The organism is Mycobacterium sp., assembly GCF_040509115.1.
Lineage (GTDB): Bacteria > Actinomycetota > Actinomycetes > Mycobacteriales > Mycobacteriaceae > Mycobacterium.
In genome coordinates this window covers 1-16,663 of sequence record NZ_JBEVLO010000325.1, presented here as the reverse complement: position 1 = coordinate 16,663, position 16,663 = coordinate 1, and the positions used below count along the sequence as shown (strand labels likewise).

Below are 16,663 nucleotides of genomic sequence, written 5' to 3'. Positions count from 1 at the left end.
GCGATCCCCGTCGCCGGGCTGATCGTCGACCAGCAGGCGGCGCTGCTCGCCGAGAGTTGTCTGGACCCTGGCGCCGCGAAGTGCACCTTCGGCACCGGCGCGTTCCTGCTCGCCCAACTCGGCGACAACCCCGCCCGCTCCACCGCGGGCCTCACGACGTCGATCGCCTGGACGCTGCGGGGCGACACCGCCTACTGCGCCGACGGGCAGGTCTACACCGCGGCGTCGGCCGTGAGGTGGGCGATCGATCTGGGGCTGGTGCCCTCGGCCGACCAGCTCGACGCGGTGGCGGCCGACTCCAGCGAAGGCGTCCTCTGCGTCCCCGCGCTTGCAGGGCTGGCCGCGCCGTGGTGGGACGCGCACGCCACCGCGTCGTTCACGGGGATGACCCTCAGCAGCGGTCGGGGACACGTCGTGCGGGCACTGCTGGAGGGCATCGCCGCGCAGGTGGCGTGCCTGGCCGAATTGGTGGCCCACGACCTGGGTCAACCGCTGAGCAGGTTGCGCGTCGACGGCGGGCTGACCCGGTCGGCGGTCCTGATGCAGGCGCAGGCCGATCTCGCCGGGATCCCCGTCGAGGTGTACCCGTCGGCACACGCCACCCCGCTCGGCGCGGCGGCGTGCGCGCACCTCGCCCTCGACCGCACGCTCACCCCGGCCGAGGTGGTCGGCACCTGGACACCACAGCACACCTACGAGCCCGTCTGGTCCGACGACCGAGCCGCCGACCACCTGGCGCGGTGGAAGTCCGCGGTGGCAACGACATCGGCCACCACGGTGGCAACGTCATCCGCGTCGAAGGCTCGATCGTGAACGGTCACCGCCCCGCCGCTGGCCCGACCCCTGGACCGAACGACGTTCGTGACGTCGTGGTCATCGGCGCGGGGATCGTGGGGAGCGCCATCGCCCGCGCACTCGCAGGCACGGGCCTGTCCGTCACCCTCGTCGAGGGGCGAGACGACGTCGGTGACGGCACCAGCAAGGCCAATACCGCGCTTCTGCACACCGGATTCGATGCCACGCCAGGGACGCTGGAGTCCCGGCTCGTCGCCCGCGGCTACCACCTGCTCGGTGAGTACGCCGAGCTGGTCGGCATCCCGATCGAGCGCACCGGCGCATTGCTGGTGGCCTGGACCGACGAGGAGCGCGACGCCCTGCCGGGGCTCAAGGACAAGGCCGAGCGCAACGGGTACGACGAGTGCGAAATCATCAGCGGCGATGACGTTTATCGTCGTGTCCCCGAGCTTGGACCCGGCGCACTCGCCGCTTTGACCGTGCCTGGTGAGTCGATCATCTGCACGTGGACCACCAACCTCGCGTTGGCCACCGACGCCGTCCGGCGCGGGGCCGAACTTCGCCGTGGCGCGTTGGTCACCTCCGTGGTCCCGCGGCGCGACGGCGTCGACCACGCCACCGTCGCCACCACTCGCGGCGACGTGGACGCCCGCTGGGTGGTCAACGCCGCCGGACTTGGCGCCGACCACCTCGACGCCCAGTTCGGCTACACGCGCTTCACCGTCACGCCGCGGCGCGGCGAGCTGCTGGTGTTCGACAAGCTGACCAGACCCATGGTGCCGTGCATCGTGCTTGCGGTGCCGTCGTCGCGCGGCAAGGGAGTTCTGGTCAGCCCCACCATCTACGGCAACGTGATGGTGGGACCGACGTCGGAGAACCTCGTGGACCGCACCGCCACCGGCACCTCCGAGGAGGGGCTCGAATTCCTGCTCGCCAAGGGCCGTGCGCTGATGCCGACGTTGTTCGACGAGGAGATCACTGCCACCTATGCGGGGCTGCGGGCGGCGACCGATCATGACGACTACCTGATCGACGTCGATCGCGACCAGCACTACGTTCTCGTCGGTGGCATTCGCTCCACCGGGCTGACGTCGGGAATGGCTGTGGCAGAACACCTTCTGGGGCTGCTCGCAGACACCGACCTCGACCTGACGCCGCGCTCCGAGCTCCCGCCCCCGCCTCTGATGCCCAACATCGGTGAGGCCTCGACGAGGCCCTACCAGGATGCCGAGCGCATCGCCGCGGACCGGGAGTACGGCCGCATCGTCTGCTTCTGCGAGCGGGTGACCGCAGGTGAGATCCGCGACGCGTTCGCCTCGGACATCCCGCCGCGGGACCTCGACGGGCTGCGCCGTCGAACCCGCGTCATGAACGGTCGCTGTCAAGGCTTCTACTGCGGCGCGGACACCGCCGCACTGCTGCAGGCGAGCCAATGATGGTTCCCATCAACGACTTTCACAAGACAGCCGTCGTGATCGTCGGCGGCGGGCCGTCCGGGCTGACTGCCGCGGCGTACCTCGCCCCACTGGTCGAGGGGGAGGTCCTCGTCCTCGAACGCGAGGCCGAGACCGGTGGCATTCCCAGGCACAGCGACCACCCCGGCTACGGAATCCGGGACCTGAAGCGGTTCATCTCCGGTCCGGCGTACGCGCGACGGCTGACCGAGACCGCGCGCGACGCTGGAGCCCGGTTGGAGACCGAGGCGATGGTCACCGGTTGGCGCGGGGAGCGCACCATGGACGTGACGTCCCCGCGCGGTCGTCGCGTCGTCGAAGCCGACGCGGTGGTCCTGGCGACGGGTGCCCGCGAGCGGCCCAGACCCGCGCGGTTGATCGCCGGTGACCGACCGGACGGCGTGTACACCACGGGCCAGCTGCAGAACCTGGTCCACGTACGGCACGCCGCCGTTGGATCCCGCGCGGTGGTGGTGGGCGCGGAGCTGGTCAGCTGGTCGGCGGTGATGACGTTGCGCGAGGCCGGTTGTGCCACAGTCGCGATGCTCAGCGGTTACCGACACGCCGAGGCGTACGCCGCGTTCCGGATCGCCGGCCGGGCGCTGCTGAGCGGACCCGTTCTGTCGCGCACGCGCGTGGTGCGCATCGACGGCAAGCGGCGCGTCTCCTCCGTGGTCGTGGAAGACCTCGACACGGGTGCGCGCACCACGATCGCCTGCGACACCGTCGTCACCACCGGCGACTGGATCCCCGATCACGAACTCGCCAGAACCGCCGGTGTGGCAATGGATTCCGCTACGCGGGGACCGCTCGTCGATGCGAGCCTGCGGACCACCGAGCCCGGCGTGTTCGCGATCGGCAATCTCCTGCATCCCGTCGACACCGCCGACGGCGCGGCGCTGGACGGTCGCCACGTCGCTCCGACGGTCCTCGAGTGGCTCGACGGGAAGGAGACCGTGCCGCTGGGGATCAGGGTTCGAACCCGGGCGCCGTTCCGGTGGGTGACGCCGCAACTGATCGCGGCTGACGGCGGTGTCGCGCCTCGCGGCGATCTGCTGTTCTGGGTCGATGAGTATCACCGCGCGCCCAGATTGCGCGCCGTCCAGGATGGTCGAGTCATCGGCGCGACGCGCACGTTGTGGCCCGCCGCGCCGGGTCGGATCTACCGGGCGCCGTGGTCACTGGTCGCCGGCGCCGACCCGGCGGGTGGTGACGTGACGGCCGAACTCGCCATCTGACAAGCTAGGCAGAGGTCCTCAGACGTCAGGAGAACACCATGTCCGTCACCGTCCTGCTCGAGCTGAAGTTCAAGCCCGAGTCCGTCGCCGAGGCGCGCGAAGTCTTCGGCCGCGAGCTGAAGAAGACCCGCGCGTTCCAAGGCAACGTGGTCACCGACGTCCTCCTGGACGAGGACGACGAGGCGCACTGGGTCATCTACGAGGTGTGGGAGACCGTCGAGGACGACGAGGCCTACCGCGCGTTCCGCGCCGGTGACGGCAAGATCACCGACCTGCCGCCGCTGCTGGCCGCGCCGCCGGTCAAGACCAGGTACACGACCATCGACGTCTAGTCGCTGACCCCACTGCGCGAGCGGCGGGCGAACTTCCACTGACCCCACAGTTCGGGGTGATCGAAGTGGTCCTCGTTTCGCAGGGCGAACGCCTCGACGCTGGTCGGAGTGATGCCGCCGATGTCGGCGACGTACTCGTTGGTGCCGGAGAACACGCCGTTGCGGTAGTCCGCCGCGACGCTGGCCAGGTGCTGCACGGCGTGCGGGGACAACCCGTCGGCCGTCAATCGGTCGACGAACTCGGGGATGCTGATCGGTTCGTAGCTGATCGCGCGCCCCAGCGCCTTCGTCAGGATCTCGGCGATCTCGTGATGGTTCAGCTCGACGGGCCCGGTCAACGGATACCGTTTGCCTGCGTGGCCTTCCGGGTGCTCGAGGATGGCGGCGATGACGTAAGCCTGGTCCTCGGCGGCGATCGGGGCATGTCTGCCATCGGCGAAGGGCAGTCGGAGGGTGCCGTCCGCGTCGCGGAAGTTGATCAGCCACTCGGCGAAGAAGGTTGGCTTGATGTGCGCGGTGGGGGTCGGGAACCGGTCGAAGATCAACTCCGCCAACCAGTGCTGGCGCGAGGCGTTGCTGGCCGCATCGCGACGGGCGGGCATCTGCGACATGTTGACGACGGCCTCGACGCCGCCCTCGGCGGCGGCATTGGCGAAGATGGTCGACGCCTCGAGCAGTCCGTCGAGGATGGGGTACGAGAAGTAGGCCGCGCGTACGCCCTTCAATGCCGTACCGACGGCATCGATGTCGAGAAGGTCGAGGCTGACGACGTGTGCGCCCTGTGCTTCGAGCCGCTGCGAGCGGTCGTCGAGTCGGTGGACCAGCGCGGTGACCCGGTGGCCGCGGTCCAACAACAGGCGGGTGAGGTGGGTACCGACCGTTCCGGTCGCGCCGGTGACGAGGAAGGTGTCGTTGTCGCTCATGTCTGGCTCCATTCAGTGGTGGCTCGTACGGCCCCGACGGGGTCAACGACGATATTTACGGGTATATGCCCATATCTGTGAAATAGGCTGGAACGAGCGCTAGTTGTGCACGTCAGGAGGAACAATGGCGCAACGCAGCAGGGTGTCCATCACCCGCGATTGCCATGCCACCGCGCTCCGAAAGGCGTCGCGACGGCTCACGCAGCTCTACGACGAGGCGCTGGCGCCGACGGGTCTGCGGTCCACCCAGTACGCCATCATCGGTGAACTGACCGACCCCACCGCCGAGCCGCCCACCCTCAATCAACTCGCCGACGCGCTCGTGATGGACCGCTCCGGGCTCGGTCACTCGCTGCGACCGCTGGAACGCGACGGCCTGATCCGCTTGCAGCGGAGCAGCGCGGACCGTCGCGCCACTCAGGTCGTCCTGACCGATGAGGGGCGGCGGCGTTTCGACGAGGCCTTCCCGCTGTGGCAGCGTGCGCAACGCCACTTTGCGGCCACCATCGGCAAGGATGCCGCCGACGAGCTTCGCGCCCAGCTGCTGGACATCGCGCGCGACGAGCGGCTCAGTCCTGCTTGACGACGTGCAGCCCCCCGCGGGCGCGGCAGGAACGCTGCGGGCGCGGCATGAACGCCGCGGACGTTACGTCTGCAGCAAAGTGTCCCGTCGTTGCCGGAAGTGATGGCACACTGCGACGCGGGGATGCATCAGGCTGACCGGGGGGACGGGCCGCGATGGACGCGCATGACTGGCTTGGGGTGATCGGCGCGCTCATCGTGAGCGTCGGCGCCATCTACTACCTGTATGACATCGTCTGGGGTCAGACGAGGCCGCACCGGGTGACCTGGGCGGTGTGGACGTGCATCGGCGTCCTCGGCTTCGGTGTGACCGATTCGGCGGGTGCCGGGCCAGGCGCGTACGTCGCGGGCGTGTACACGGTCGCCTACATCGTCACCTTCCTCCTCAGCATGACCAGGAAGTACGGCAAGCCGGGGGTTCGGCCCAGTGACATCGCTCTCGGCGTGGTTGCGCTGGCAGGCGTGGGCCTGTGGCGGTTCGGCGGACTCGGGGACACGCCTGCGGCGGCGCTCGCCATCGTCTGCGACGCGGCGGCGGTCTGGCCTACGCTGCGGGAGGCGTGGCTGCAGCCGCACAGTGAATCCCTCCCGACCTGGTCGGCGGACGTCGTCGGCAGCGCGTTGGGCGTGGCGGCAGTGACGAACGCCTCCTTTGCCGCCAACGCCTACCCCGCCTATCTGCTGGTGGCGAATGCGCTGGTGCTGGCCGCTCTGCTGGGAGGGCGGTCGCGCATCAAGGCAGCCCGGCGCCGCGCGGTCGAGTCCGCGCCGTTGACGGTTCCGCCCGGATCGGGGAGGCTCGAAGTTACCGGGGAATAGTGCGGGGTACTCCGCCATGATCGAACCGAAGCGGAGAGATCACATGAACGAACTCAAGTTCCTCGAGTTGCATGGCGACCGGGTCGCCTACCGCGACGAGGGCAACGGCGAGGTCCTCCTCCTGATCCACGGCATGGCAGGCAGCTCGGACGCGTGGCGCGAGTTGATTCCCCGGCTGGCCAAGAAGTACCGGGTGGTGGCACCCGATCTGCTCGGCCACGGGCAGTCGCACAAGCCGCGCGGCGACTACTCGCTGGGTGCCTTCGCGGTGTGGCTCCGTGACTTCCTCGACGAGCTGGGGATCGCGCGGGCGACCATCGTCGGCCACTCGCTCGGCGGCGGTGTCGCCATGCAGTTCATCTATCAGCACCCGGACTACTGCGAGCGCGTCATCCTGATCAGCAGCGGCGGACTGGGCCCCGACGTGGGGTGGATCTTGCGGCTGCTGTCCGCGCCGGGTGCCGAGTTCGTGCTGCCGATCATCGCCCCGTCGCCAGTCCTGAAGGCGGGCAACAAGATCGGCTCCTGGTTCACTAAGTCCGGGATGCGTGCGCCACGCGCCAGCGAGATCTGGCGCGCCTACTCGTCGTTCTCGGACCCCCCAACGCGCGACGCGTTCCTTCGCACCCTCCGGTCCGTCGTGGACTACCGCGGGCAGGCCGTCAGCGCACTGAACCGGTTGCACGTGCGCTCCGAACTGCCGACGTTGGCGATCTGGGGTGCCGACGACGAGATCATTCCGGTCGAGCATGGCTATGCCGCGCAGGCCGCCCGCCCCGGCAGTCGGTTGGAGGTACTCACCGGCGTCGGACACTTCGCCCACGTCGAGGCGCCCTCGGAGGTCGCCGACATCATCGACGACTTCATGACCAGCACCAGGGCGATGGACGTCGAGGCCGACGCGCTGGCACCGGTCCCGGACCCCGACACGCCGTAGCGACTCACCTCGCGTGGATCAGCGCGTAAGTGTTGCAGCACAACGTGGTTGACGTGCCAGCTGATTCTCTGTGCCAAATCGATGTGACGCCCGACCGCGGCGCTCCCGTCGAGCGCCCCCGTTGACAGGCTTGCGACGCGTCACATAGTGTGATGGCCATCACCGATTGAAACGTTTCAATTACTGGGGCGGGACCTTGGACGTCTCGCTCGGGACGTCGAAAGGGGCGAAGCCATGAGCACGGCAATCTCACCAAACGCGTCATTGCAGGGTCTACGGGGTCTGGAGCGAATCACCCCCCGTCGCACCCGGGTTGGTCTGGTGGCTGGCGGGCTGGGGGCCTACTGGCCACAGTTTCCCCATCTCCGTCCGTTGTTGGAGACATCGGTGAGGCGCGTCGCAGGCCGGTTCGAGGAGCACGGCTGCGAGATCGTCGACGCCGGCTTCGTCTCCGATCCCACCGAATCGGCCGCCGCCGCATCCGAGCTCAGTCGTGCCGATTGCGACCTCGTGGTCGTCTTCCTCACCACCTACGTCACATCATCGATGGTGCTTCCGATAGCGCAGCGCACGCACACGCCGGTATTGCTGATCGACCTGCAACCCACCGCGGCCATGGATCACCCGAACACCGATACCGGCACGTGGCTGGCCTATTGCGGTCAATGCCCACTTCCCGAGGTGGCCAACGTCTTTCGACGAAGCGGAGTGCCCTTCAGATCCGTATCGGGGTACTTGGACGACGACAACGCGTGGCGCCGGATTCACCGCTGGCTTGCCGCGGCGACCGCGCGCGCCGCATTGCGTACCGGCAGACTGGGATTGATGGGGCACCTCTACCCCGGAATGCTCGACATCTCCACGGACATGACGACGTTGTCGAGTCAGCTGGGCTCGCACGTCGAAGTGCTCGAATTCGACGACCTGCGAGTGCGCGCCTCCGCTGTCAGCGAACGCGAGGTCGACGACAGGGCCAGGCTGGCGTACGAGGTGTTCGACGTCGACGAATCCGTGAACATGGCCGACCTGAAATGGGCGGCCCGCGTCTCGGTCGCGCTCGATCAGCTCGTCACCGACTTCGACCTGGATGCGATGGCCTACTACCACCGCGGCCTCGACGGGGAGATGCACGAAAGGCTGGGCGCCGGAATGAATCTGGGAGCCTCACTGCTGACCGCCAGAGGTGTCCCGACGGCGGGCGAGTACGACATCCGGACGGCTGTGGCGATGTTGATCGCCGACCGGATCGGGGCGGGCGGGTCCTTCACCGAGCTGCAGGCCCTCAACTTCCACGACGGCGTCGTGGAGATGGGCCACGACGGCCCGGCCCACCTAGCGATCTCGTCAGGCAAGCCGCTGCTGCGTGGGCTGGGCGTCTATCACGGTAAGAGGGGCTACGGAGTGAGCGTGGAATTCGACGTCACGCATGGACCCGTAACCACGTTCGCCGTCGGACAAGAGGCCGACGGGGCGCTGAGGTTCATCACGTCGGAGGGCAACACCGTTCCTGGTCCGCTACTGGCGATCGGCAACACGACGTCGCGCGTGGACTTCGGTCGAGACCCCGGTGAATGGACCGACGCATGGAGTGCGACGGGGACGGGACACCACTGGGCGCTATGCACCGGACATCGCTCGGCTGACATTGCCGCTGCGGCCGACCTCCTCGGCATCGAGCACGTCACCGTCTGAGCTACCACGCTCGCCACGCACCAGCCGACGTCTCAACAAGTCGTTCTCACAATCCGTCGCAACGAAGGAACCCTCACCAATGCAGCTCGGCGCAAAGTCCACCACGGGATGGCGAGCGACCATATCGGTCGCCATGTCCAACTACATCGAGGCGGGCTCCATCATCGCGATCGCCACCAGCCTCGGCTTCTGGCAAGAACGCTTTGGAGTCTCCGACTTCGCGGTCGGACTCTTGGCGGCCGTCAGCGCGAACGCGTTCGGAGCGGCGATCGGCGCCGCTATCGGCGGCCCGCTCTGTGATCGCTTCGGCCGCAAGGCGATTTACACCTACGACCTGCTGGTGTACATGGCAGGGGTGGCGTTGGCCGCGTGCGCCGTTACCTACTCGATGCTGCTGATTGCGTTCGTGATCACTGGTGTCGCCGTTGGGGCGGGGGTGCCTGCCTCTTGGACCTACATCGCCGAACAAGCGCCACCGGACCAACGGGCCAAGCACGTGGGCGCAGCCCAGTTGGCGTGGTCGATGGGCCCGGTCATCGGATTTGGTTTGGCAGCTGCCCTGGGATCGCTGGGCCTGTTGGGCTCCAGGCTCGTCTTTGCGCACCTGTTCGTGGTTGCCGCAGTGGTCTGGTGGCTGCGACAAGGACTCCAGGAGTCCTCACTATGGAAGGAAGCCAACCAGGCCGCAGGCGTGAACGACGGTGCCAACGCGGCGAGCAGCCGTGGCTTGCGCGGTCTGTACACCGGCCGCAAGAACATCGGGGCGCTGCTCTTCCTGTTCGGCGTCTATGGCCTCTGGGGGATCGTCGCGGGCCAAGCGGGCATCTTCATGCCGCGCATCTATGACAGCGCAGGGCTGCACAGCGTTGTCGCACAGGACCTTCTACAGGTGCTGCTGTGGGGTTGCACGGTGGCGGCCACCTTCTTCGGCTTCATGGCGTGGGCCGACCGGATATCGCAGCGAGCGCTGTACGCCGGCGGCGCCGCTCTCGGCGTCGTGGGTTGGTTGGTGTTGGTGTTCCTCAGCTCGGCGGGCCTACCTGCCCTGCTCGCATTCGCCGTGCTGTGGGGAGTGTCGTGCGGCATCGGCGCTCAGGCGTTCTACGGCTTGTGGGCGAGTGAGATGTTCGCAACGCCGTACCGAGCCAGCGCCCAGGGCACGCTGTTCTTCGCCGCCCGCGTGGCCATCGGCGTGCTGAGCTTCTTCTTCCCTGCGCTGCTATCGGCGACCGGGCTACCCGCCGTTGGAATGATGCTGATCGCGTTGCTCGTGGTCGCCCTCGTCATCGGAACCCTTGGCGCACCCAAGACGCAGGGCAAGTCGCTCAACGAGATCGAGTCGGAGCGTTGGGGGCGGCCCACCGTGCATGGTGAGGCAGCCCGCCATCACGACGGCGCCGTCGACACGCATGGCTGAGGGCCGACGGCGACCTCACTTGGCGTGACGATCGACCACGGGACGGTGCGCGGGCCGCGGTAGTTTCCCCGGCGAACACGACTTTGTGTGAGCCGAGCCACGCGTGGGTACTTTGGTGTACATGCGTTCACTGAGATCCCCGTTTCGCACCCGCTGCCAGGGCGGTGCGACATGGCATTGAACCTGGCCCGACGGTTCCGCGACGTCACCCGATGGAGTGAGGCACCCGCCAAGGACGTCGAGACCGCGTCGACGCCCATGGTCAACGTGTTGCGCGGACTTGCCGCCCGCGCCACCACACCCCTGCTGCCCGACGACTACCTGAAACTGCTCAACCCGCTGTGGTCAGCCCGCGAATTGCGCGGCGAGGTCGTTGACGTGCACAAAGAGACAGATGACACGGCCACCGTCACGATCAAACCCGGCTGGGGTTTCTCCGGTGACTACCGCCCTGGCCAGTACGTGGGAATTGGGTTGCGCGTCGAGGGGCGGTGGCACTGGCGCTCCTACTCGCTGACCTCGATCCCCCGGCGCGACGAGAAGCTGATCTCGATCACGGTGAAGGCGACGCCGGAGGGGTTCTTGTCGACGCACTTGGTGAACGGTGTGAAACCAGGAACGATCGTTCGCCTAGCGGCGCCGAAGGGCGACTTCGCCCTGCCAGACCCGCCGCCTGCCAAGCTCCTGCTCGTCACCGCGGGCAGCGGGATCACCCCCGTCATGGCAATGCTGCGGTCGATGGCCCAACGCGGGCAGAGCGCCGACGTCGTGCACGTCCACTCCGCTCCGTCCGCGGAGCACGTCATCTTCCACGACGAGCTGCGCCAGCTCCACGACACCCGCGACGACTACCGGCTGCACCTGCAGCTCACCGACGACGCGGGACACCTGGACTTCACGACGCTCGGCGACGTCGTTCCCGACTGGCAGCATCGACCCACCTGGGCGTGCGGCCCGCCCGCGATGCTCGACGAGATCGAACGGGTCTGGGGCGACGCCGGCGTGCCGGATGGCAACCTGCACATGGAGCGCTTCGTCATCGCCCGCACCGACAAGGGCGGCGAGGGCGGCACCGTCACCTTCGCGGTCTCGGACAAGACCATCGAGGTCGACGGGGCCACCTCACTGCTGGAGGCAGGTGAACGCGTCGGCATCCAGATGCCGTTCGGCTGCCGTATGGGCATCTGCCAAACATGCGTTCTGCCATTGGATTCGGGCCATGTGCGGGACATCCGGTCAGGACAGGAGCACGGCGACGGCGACCGAATCCAGACCTGCATTTCCACCGCATCCGGCGACTGCACCCTCAACATCTAAAGGAGAGACGACATGGCCATCACGGACATCAAGGAATACGCACATCTGACCCCCGAGGACGTCGAGGAACTCGGCCGCGAACTCGACGCGATCCGAGCCGACATCGAGGAATCCCGCGGCGAACGCGACGCCCGCTACATCCGGCGGGCCATCCAGTTTCAACGCGCGCTGGTGGTCGGCAGCCGAATCCTGTTGATGGCGAGCCGCAATCGGTACGCCTGGGCTGCAGGGACCGCCATGCTGGGTACAGGAAAGATCATCGAGAACATGGAGCTGGGGCACAACATCACCCACGGTCAGTGGGACTGGATGAACGACCCCGAGATCCACTCCACCGAGTGGGAGTGGGACACGACCTCTCCGAGCGTGCACTGGAAGAAGTCGCACAACTTCATCCACCACAAGTACACCAACGTCGTCGGGCTCGACGACGACATCGGCTACGGCATCATGCGCTTGACCCGCGACCAGCGTTGGGAGCGCTGGATGATCTTCAATCCCGTCATCAACCTCACCCTCGGCACCCTTTTCGAGTGGGGCGTCGCCGCGCATGGTCTGGAGACCACGAAGTACCGCAAGGGTGAGAAGTCGATGGCTGAGGTCCGCAAGGATCTGCGCATCATCGGCAAGAAGGTCGGCAAGCAGGTCGGCAAGGACTATCTCGTCTTCCCGGCGTTGGCGGGCCGGAATTGGAAGCACACCCTCGGTGCCAACGCGGTCGCGAATCTCATCCGCAACTACTGGTCCTACATGGTGATCTTCTGCGGTCACTTCCCCGACGGTGCCGAGAAGTTCACCCGTCAGGAGTTCGAGGAGGAGACGCAGCCCGAGTGGTATCTGCGACAGATGTTGGGATCAGCCAACTTCCACGCCGGACCGGTGATGGCGTTCATGAGCGGGAACCTCTGCTACCAGATCGAACACCATCTGTTCCCGGACCTGCCCAGCAACCGCTACGCCGAGATCAGCGTGCGGGTCCGCGCGCTGTGCGACAAGTACGACCTGCCCTACACCACGGGGCCGCTTCTTCGTCAGTATTCGCAGTCGTTCTGGACGATCCTCAAGCTCGCGTTGCCGAACCGGTTCCTCAAGAGCACGTCCGACGACGCACCGGAAACCAACTCCGAGTTGAAGTTCCGGATTCGCGACGGGGTTCGCGAGACGTTCGGCGTCGACCCGGAGACCGGAAGGCGGCGCGGGCTGCGAACAGCGCTGCGCGAGCTGCAAGAGTCGAAGATCGCTGCGGCATGAGCGCATCTACGGCGGGCCGAGGCGGTCCGGGGTCCGCGCGGACCTGACGGCGCCGATGCTCGCCAGCGTGACGAGCAGGATCGCCAGGCAGTCGAGCACCGTGAGTCGCTGACCGAGGACCGCCCACCCGGCGAGCACCGCGACGACGGGGGAGAGGCACGTCAGCACCGCGAACGTCGCCGGGGCCAGCGTGCGCAGGGACCAAAGTTCCAGTGAGTACGGGATCACCGAACTCAGCAGTCCCACGGCGACCGCCAGAGCCGCGACGTGCCAGTGCATGGCCGCGCCGGGGTCGATGCCGAAGGCCGCGAACGGCACCATCAGGATGGCTCCCATGACGGTGGCGATCGCCAGGGCGTCGAGCCTCGGGAACACCCGCACCGCTCGCGACGTCGCGACGATGTAGCTCGCCCAGCTGACCGCCGCCACGACGGCGAAGGCCACGCCGACGACGTCGAGGTGACCCATCTGCTTCGGGGTCAAGCCGAGGACGGCGATCCCGCCGAAAGCCAGCAGGGCCCATAACCAGGCGGTGGGACGTCGGCTCATCACCACCGAAAGAGTGAGTGGGCCAAGCACTTCGATGGTCACGGCGATGCCGAGCGGAATCCGTGAAATGGCGTAGTAGAAGCAGAGGTTCATCGTGGCCAGCGATGCCGCGAGGGCGATCGCCGCGAGCCACGCCTCCCGCGTCAGGCCGCGGAGCCGGGGGCGGACGACGGTGCAGAGGACGGCGCCCGCCACGGCGAAGCGCGTGAATGCCGCGCCGCCCGCGCCAAGCGCGCTGAACAACCCGACGGCGAACGCGGCGCCCACCTCCTGGGCGATCGCAGCGCCGACGACCAGCAGCGAAGCCCCGACCGGAGCGCCACTCGGTTTCTCGTCCTCGGTCACAGGTCGGCGACGATGGCCAGAAGCCGCTCCAGGGCGGCGAGTTGGTGGCCGTAGTCCCCGTCGAGCTTGGCCAACAGCGTCGTGATGCCCGCATCCCGATAGCGGGCGACCCGGTCGGCGACCTGATCGTCGGTGCCCAAGAGGTTGGTCAGCCGACCCAGATCGATGGGCACGGCCTGCTTCGCCTCGTCGCGCCGCCCAGCCTGCCACAGGTCGGTGACCGCCTTCACCCCCTCGCCGTACCCCAGTCGGGTAAAGGCGTCGCTATAGAAGTTCCTGCCGGCCCAATTTCCCGGGTCGCTTCGCTCCTGCCCTCCGGTGCGATTTCCCGGGTCGCTTCGCTCCTGCCCTCCGGATGCCCCCATCGCCCCGATCGTGAACGCATACCCATCAGCGTGCCTGCGGGCCGCGGCGTCACCCTCCGCGCGAGTCTCGGTGAACTCGACGGCGACGGGCGCGACGAGGTCGAGGTCGCCCAGCGCACGTCCGGCCCCTTCGGCACCTTCGCGGAGAGGGCCGAAGAACACGTCCGCAGCCTCGGGGATGAATGCGTTGCCCAGCCAACCGTCGGCCACCTCGCCCGTCAACCGCAGGTTCTTCGGACCCATCGCAGCGACGTAGACCGGGACGTGATCGGGCCGGACCAGGGGGCGCAGCGCGGTGCCATTGCCATCCGGAAGCGGCAGCGGGTAGATCTCACCGGCGTGCTCGAGGCGGTCCCCGCGGCTTACGGTCCTGATGATCTCGATCGTCTCGCGCGTCGTCTGCACGGGACGGCGGAACCGCACACCGTGCCACCCCTCCATCACCCCCGGCCCCGAGGTGCCCACACCGAGGACGAACCTGCCGCCGGAGAGCTCCTGGAGGCTTAACGCCGACGTGGCGAGCAATGCTGGACTGCGTGAACCCAGTTGCACCACAAAGGTTCCCAGCTTGATGGTGCTGGTCTTCGCCGCGAGGTACGCGAGGCCCGTCAGCGCGTCGTACCCCCAAACCTCGGGGACCCACAGCGAGTCGACGCCGATCCGTTCCGCCGCGACGGCATAGTCGACGGCACCGGGCAGCCGCGGTTCCACGAGAGCTCCGACCAACACACCTGCCTCCTGATTCGATTCCGTCGATGAGTCTCCTGCACTATGGCAGGCAGCAGAAGCGGCGACGATGCGGAGGTGCGACGGTGCGCTACAGCGATCTGCCGACCATCGAAGTGACCCAGCGGGTCGCATGCGACGTGCCGACCGCCTGGGCACGGGTGACCGACATCGGACTGCCTGCGCGGTGCTCGCCGGAGCTGCAGAGCGTGCAGTGGCTCGGTGACGCCGACGAAGTCCGGGTGGGCGCCCGGTTCCGCGGCTGCAATCAGCACGCGGCCCTTGGCGAGTGGCAGACCGAGTGCGAGGTCATCGAGGTCGAGCCCGAACACCGCTGGGTGTGGGACGTGCACGGCCCTGCGGGCGTCACCGCGAGGTGGGCGTTCGAGGTCGAGCCCACCAGCGACGGCGCCTTGATCAGGCAGTGGGCGCGGATGGGGCCAGGCACGTCCGGACTGACGGCCGCAATCGACGCGATGCCCGAGAAGGAGGCTCGGATCGTCGCAGGCAGGCTCGCGGAGTGGCAGAGGTACATGCAGATCAACCTGGACTGCATCAGGGACGAGTTCGCATCGTGAGGACACTCGCGGCAGTTCTCCTACTCGCGGTGGCGGTGATGTGTCCCGGTGTCGCGCTGGCAGATCCGACGACGGTGGCGGTCAGCGGGGACGTCGGCCGACCCGCCACCCTGACGCTCGACGCGCTGCGCGCCTACCCGTCGCACACGCAGGCGGTGGCGTTCGAGTCGAGCGCCGGGCCCCAGGCCCACACCTTCGACGGCGCCCTGTTGTTCGACGTGGTCACTGCCGCGGAGCCGACCGTCGATCCGACGCGCCACAGCCCGCTGGTGGCCTTCACCATCCTGGCCATCGGTGCCGACGACTACCGTGCGGCGGTCGCGTGGGCGGAGATCGCACCGGACTTCGCGGGGACGCAGGTTCTCGTCGCGCACACCGAAGACGGCAAGCCGCTGGACCGCCCGCGCCTCGTGGTGCCCGGCGACGTCAAGGGCGGTCGCTACGTCAGCGGCCTCACCGAACTGCGCGTGATCGACACGTCGCGATGACCGACGGCATCCGTTCCATGACCAAGGACGACTGGCAGCAGGTGTGGCCGTTCTTCGACGAGATCGTGCAGGCGGGCGAGACGTACGCCTACCCGGCCGACCTCACCTCCGAGGAGGCCCGCGAGCTGTGGACCATGCGGTCGCCGGGGCAGACCGTCGTCCTCTCCGAGGAACTTCCCGGCGTCGGGCCGACGGTGCTCGGTAGCGCGACGATGGGACCCAACCGGCCCGCCCGCGGTGCCCACGTCGGCACCGCGTCGTTCATGGTGTCGCCTGCGGCGCGCGGGCGAGGCGTCGGCCGCCGGCTCGGCGAGTACGTCGTGCAGTGGCATCGCGAAATGGGCTTCAAGGCAATCCAGTTCAACGCCGTCGTCGAGACCAACGTCGCCGCCGTGCACCTGTGGCAATCCCTCGGCTTCCGGATCATCGGCACGGTGCCCGAGGCGTTCGACTCACGGACGCACGGGCTGGTCGGGCTACACGTCATGCACCTCCCGCTGGGGTGAGGCGCGCACGGTCCGCAGCTAGTTGCTCGTTGGTGGTGGGGGTTCGTAGGGGTCGTACCACCACCAGTCGGCGCGTTCTCCGGTGGGTCCGGGGCAGGGGGCGACCGCGGGTGGGGGTTGGGTTGGTGGTCGGGCGAGTGATCCTTGGCGCAGTGGTTGGCCTTGGTGGTCGAGGATCGTGAGGTGGTGGGCGTCGCCGGTGAGGGTGATGCCGCCGTGGTGGTGCAGGCGGTGATGGTGGGGGCAGAGCAGGACCAGGTTGGTCAGGTCGGTGGTGCCGCCGTCTTCCCAGTGCACCAGGTGGTGGGCGTGCAGGCCGCGGGTGGCCGCGCAGCCGGGGACCACGCAG

The 16,663-nt window shown here is 67.9% G+C and carries 18 protein-coding genes; 14 read left to right on the top strand and 4 right to left on the bottom strand.

What is annotated here, in order from left to right:
* From ABW137_RS22820 to ABW137_RS22805, 4 genes are all read left to right on the top strand, one after another.
* A partial coding sequence (locus tag ABW137_RS22820) for an FGGY-family carbohydrate kinase (RefSeq protein ID WP_526403725.1) occupies positions 1-813 on the top strand: 813 nt, incomplete at its 5' end.
* The gene (locus tag ABW137_RS22815) at positions 810-2,231 is read left to right on the top strand and encodes an NAD(P)/FAD-dependent oxidoreductase (protein ID WP_526403726.1); all 1,422 of its coding nucleotides are present in this window, start codon (positions 810-812) and stop codon (positions 2,229-2,231) included. The genes ABW137_RS22820 and ABW137_RS22815, both read left to right, overlap by 4 nt.
* Positions 2,228-3,487, top strand: a complete 1,260-nt coding sequence (locus ABW137_RS22810; RefSeq protein ID WP_526403724.1) for an NAD(P)/FAD-dependent oxidoreductase — start codon at positions 2,228-2,230, stop codon at positions 3,485-3,487. The genes ABW137_RS22815 and ABW137_RS22810 overlap by 4 nt, the downstream gene beginning before the upstream one ends.
* Before the next feature lie 38 nt (positions 3,488-3,525).
* The gene (locus ABW137_RS22805) at positions 3,526-3,819 is read left to right on the top strand and encodes a putative quinol monooxygenase (protein WP_526403723.1); all 294 of its coding nucleotides are present in this window, start codon (positions 3,526-3,528) and stop codon (positions 3,817-3,819) included.
* Here the strand turns inward: ABW137_RS22805 and ABW137_RS22800 are convergent.
* Positions 3,816-4,742 carry an NmrA family NAD(P)-binding protein gene (locus ABW137_RS22800; RefSeq protein WP_526403722.1) on the bottom strand — a complete coding sequence of 309 codons (927 nt, stop codon included), beginning with the start codon at positions 4,740-4,742 and terminating at the stop codon, positions 3,816-3,818. The genes ABW137_RS22805 and ABW137_RS22800 overlap by 4 nt on opposite strands.
* A 124-nt stretch (positions 4,743-4,866) precedes the next feature.
* Between ABW137_RS22800 and ABW137_RS22795 the strand changes: the two genes are divergently transcribed.
* From ABW137_RS22795 to ABW137_RS22765, 7 genes are all read left to right on the top strand, one after another.
* Positions 4,867-5,325 carry a MarR family winged helix-turn-helix transcriptional regulator gene (locus ABW137_RS22795; RefSeq protein WP_526403721.1) on the top strand — a complete coding sequence of 153 codons (459 nt, stop codon included), beginning with the start codon at positions 4,867-4,869 and terminating at the stop codon, positions 5,323-5,325.
* A 155-nt stretch (positions 5,326-5,480) separates the two neighbouring features.
* Entirely contained in the window at positions 5,481-6,143 is a 663-nt protein-coding gene (locus ABW137_RS22790; protein ID WP_526403720.1) for a hypothetical protein, read from the top strand.
* A gap of 43 nt (positions 6,144-6,186) precedes the next feature.
* Positions 6,187-7,080, top strand: a complete 894-nt coding sequence (locus tag ABW137_RS22785; protein WP_526403719.1) for an alpha/beta fold hydrolase — start codon at positions 6,187-6,189, stop codon at positions 7,078-7,080.
* Positions 7,081-7,314: 234 nt separating this feature from the next.
* Positions 7,315-8,772 carry an arabinose isomerase gene (locus ABW137_RS22780; protein WP_526403718.1) on the top strand — a complete coding sequence of 486 codons (1,458 nt, stop codon included), beginning with the start codon at positions 7,315-7,317 and terminating at the stop codon, positions 8,770-8,772.
* 79 nt (positions 8,773-8,851) lie between these two features.
* Complete coding sequence (locus ABW137_RS22775; RefSeq protein WP_526403717.1) at positions 8,852-10,189, top strand: MFS transporter; 1,338 nt, start codon at positions 8,852-8,854, stop codon at positions 10,187-10,189.
* A gap of 171 nt (positions 10,190-10,360) precedes the next feature.
* A complete protein-coding gene (locus ABW137_RS22770) occupies positions 10,361-11,506 on the top strand; it encodes a ferredoxin reductase (protein ID WP_526403716.1) in 1,146 nt (381 codons plus the stop codon).
* Positions 11,507-11,518: 12 nt separating this feature from the next.
* Positions 11,519-12,757 carry a fatty acid desaturase family protein gene (locus tag ABW137_RS22765; protein ID WP_526403715.1) on the top strand — a complete coding sequence of 413 codons (1,239 nt, stop codon included), beginning with the start codon at positions 11,519-11,521 and terminating at the stop codon, positions 12,755-12,757.
* A 6-nt stretch (positions 12,758-12,763) separates the two neighbouring features.
* Here ABW137_RS22765 and ABW137_RS22760 read toward each other — a convergent pair whose 3' ends face one another.
* Together ABW137_RS22760 and ABW137_RS22755 are read right to left on the bottom strand one after the other, a co-directional pair.
* Complete coding sequence (locus ABW137_RS22760; RefSeq protein WP_526403714.1) at positions 12,764-13,651, bottom strand: EamA family transporter; 888 nt, start codon at positions 13,649-13,651, stop codon at positions 12,764-12,766.
* Positions 13,648-14,745, bottom strand: coding sequence for an LLM class flavin-dependent oxidoreductase (locus ABW137_RS22755; protein WP_526403713.1), 1,098 nt, complete (start codon positions 14,743-14,745; stop codon positions 13,648-13,650). Before ABW137_RS22755 ends, ABW137_RS22760 begins: the two co-directional genes overlap by 4 nt.
* 26 nt (positions 14,746-14,771) lie before the next feature.
* Between ABW137_RS22755 and ABW137_RS22750 the strand changes: the two genes are divergently transcribed.
* Genes ABW137_RS22750 through ABW137_RS22740 form a run of 3 tightly spaced genes read left to right on the top strand, consistent with a single transcriptional unit; the run spans position 14,772 to position 16,314 of the window.
* Positions 14,772-15,320, top strand: a complete 549-nt coding sequence (locus tag ABW137_RS22750; RefSeq protein WP_526403712.1) for an SRPBCC family protein — start codon at positions 14,772-14,774, stop codon at positions 15,318-15,320.
* On the top strand, positions 15,317-15,808 hold the full coding sequence (locus tag ABW137_RS22745) for a molybdopterin-dependent oxidoreductase (RefSeq protein WP_526403711.1): 492 nt from the start codon (positions 15,317-15,319) through the stop codon (positions 15,806-15,808). The genes ABW137_RS22750 and ABW137_RS22745 overlap by 4 nt, the downstream gene beginning before the upstream one ends.
* Complete coding sequence (locus ABW137_RS22740; protein WP_526403710.1) at positions 15,805-16,314, top strand: GNAT family N-acetyltransferase; 510 nt, start codon at positions 15,805-15,807, stop codon at positions 16,312-16,314. The genes ABW137_RS22745 and ABW137_RS22740 overlap by 4 nt, the downstream gene beginning before the upstream one ends.
* A gap of 18 nt (positions 16,315-16,332) precedes the next feature.
* On the opposite strand, the gene ABW137_RS22735 is transcribed toward ABW137_RS22740, so the two are convergent.
* A partial coding sequence (locus ABW137_RS22735; protein ID WP_526403709.1) for an HNH endonuclease signature motif containing protein occupies positions 16,333-16,663 on the bottom strand: 331 nt, incomplete at its 5' end.

Bases quoted from the DNA above. Each gene is read 5' to 3' on its own strand.
- ABW137_RS22795 (WP_526403721.1), top strand. From the start codon at position 4,867: ATGGCGCAACGCAGCAGGGTGTCCATCACCCGCGATTGCCATGCCACC.
- ABW137_RS22805 (WP_526403723.1), top strand. From the start codon at position 3,526: ATGTCCGTCACCGTCCTGCTCGAGCTGAAGTTCAAGCCCGAGTCCGTC.
- ABW137_RS22790 (WP_526403720.1), top strand. From the start codon at position 5,481: ATGGACGCGCATGACTGGCTTGGGGTGATCGGCGCGCTCATCGTGAGC.
- ABW137_RS22785 (WP_526403719.1), top strand. From the start codon at position 6,187: ATGAACGAACTCAAGTTCCTCGAGTTGCATGGCGACCGGGTCGCCTAC.
- ABW137_RS22750 (WP_526403712.1), top strand. From the start codon at position 14,772: ATGAGTCTCCTGCACTATGGCAGGCAGCAGAAGCGGCGACGATGCGGA.
- ABW137_RS22800 (WP_526403722.1), bottom strand. From the start codon at position 4,742: ATGAGCGACAACGACACCTTCCTCGTCACCGGCGCGACCGGAACGGTC.
- ABW137_RS22770 (WP_526403716.1), top strand. From the start codon at position 10,361: ATGGCATTGAACCTGGCCCGACGGTTCCGCGACGTCACCCGATGGAGT.
- ABW137_RS22780 (WP_526403718.1), top strand. From the start codon at position 7,315: ATGAGCACGGCAATCTCACCAAACGCGTCATTGCAGGGTCTACGGGGT.
- ABW137_RS22775 (WP_526403717.1), top strand. From the start codon at position 8,852: ATGCAGCTCGGCGCAAAGTCCACCACGGGATGGCGAGCGACCATATCG.
- ABW137_RS22810 (WP_526403724.1), top strand. From the start codon at position 2,228: ATGATGGTTCCCATCAACGACTTTCACAAGACAGCCGTCGTGATCGTC.
- ABW137_RS22765 (WP_526403715.1), top strand. From the start codon at position 11,519: ATGGCCATCACGGACATCAAGGAATACGCACATCTGACCCCCGAGGAC.
- ABW137_RS22740 (WP_526403710.1), top strand. From the start codon at position 15,805: ATGACCGACGGCATCCGTTCCATGACCAAGGACGACTGGCAGCAGGTG.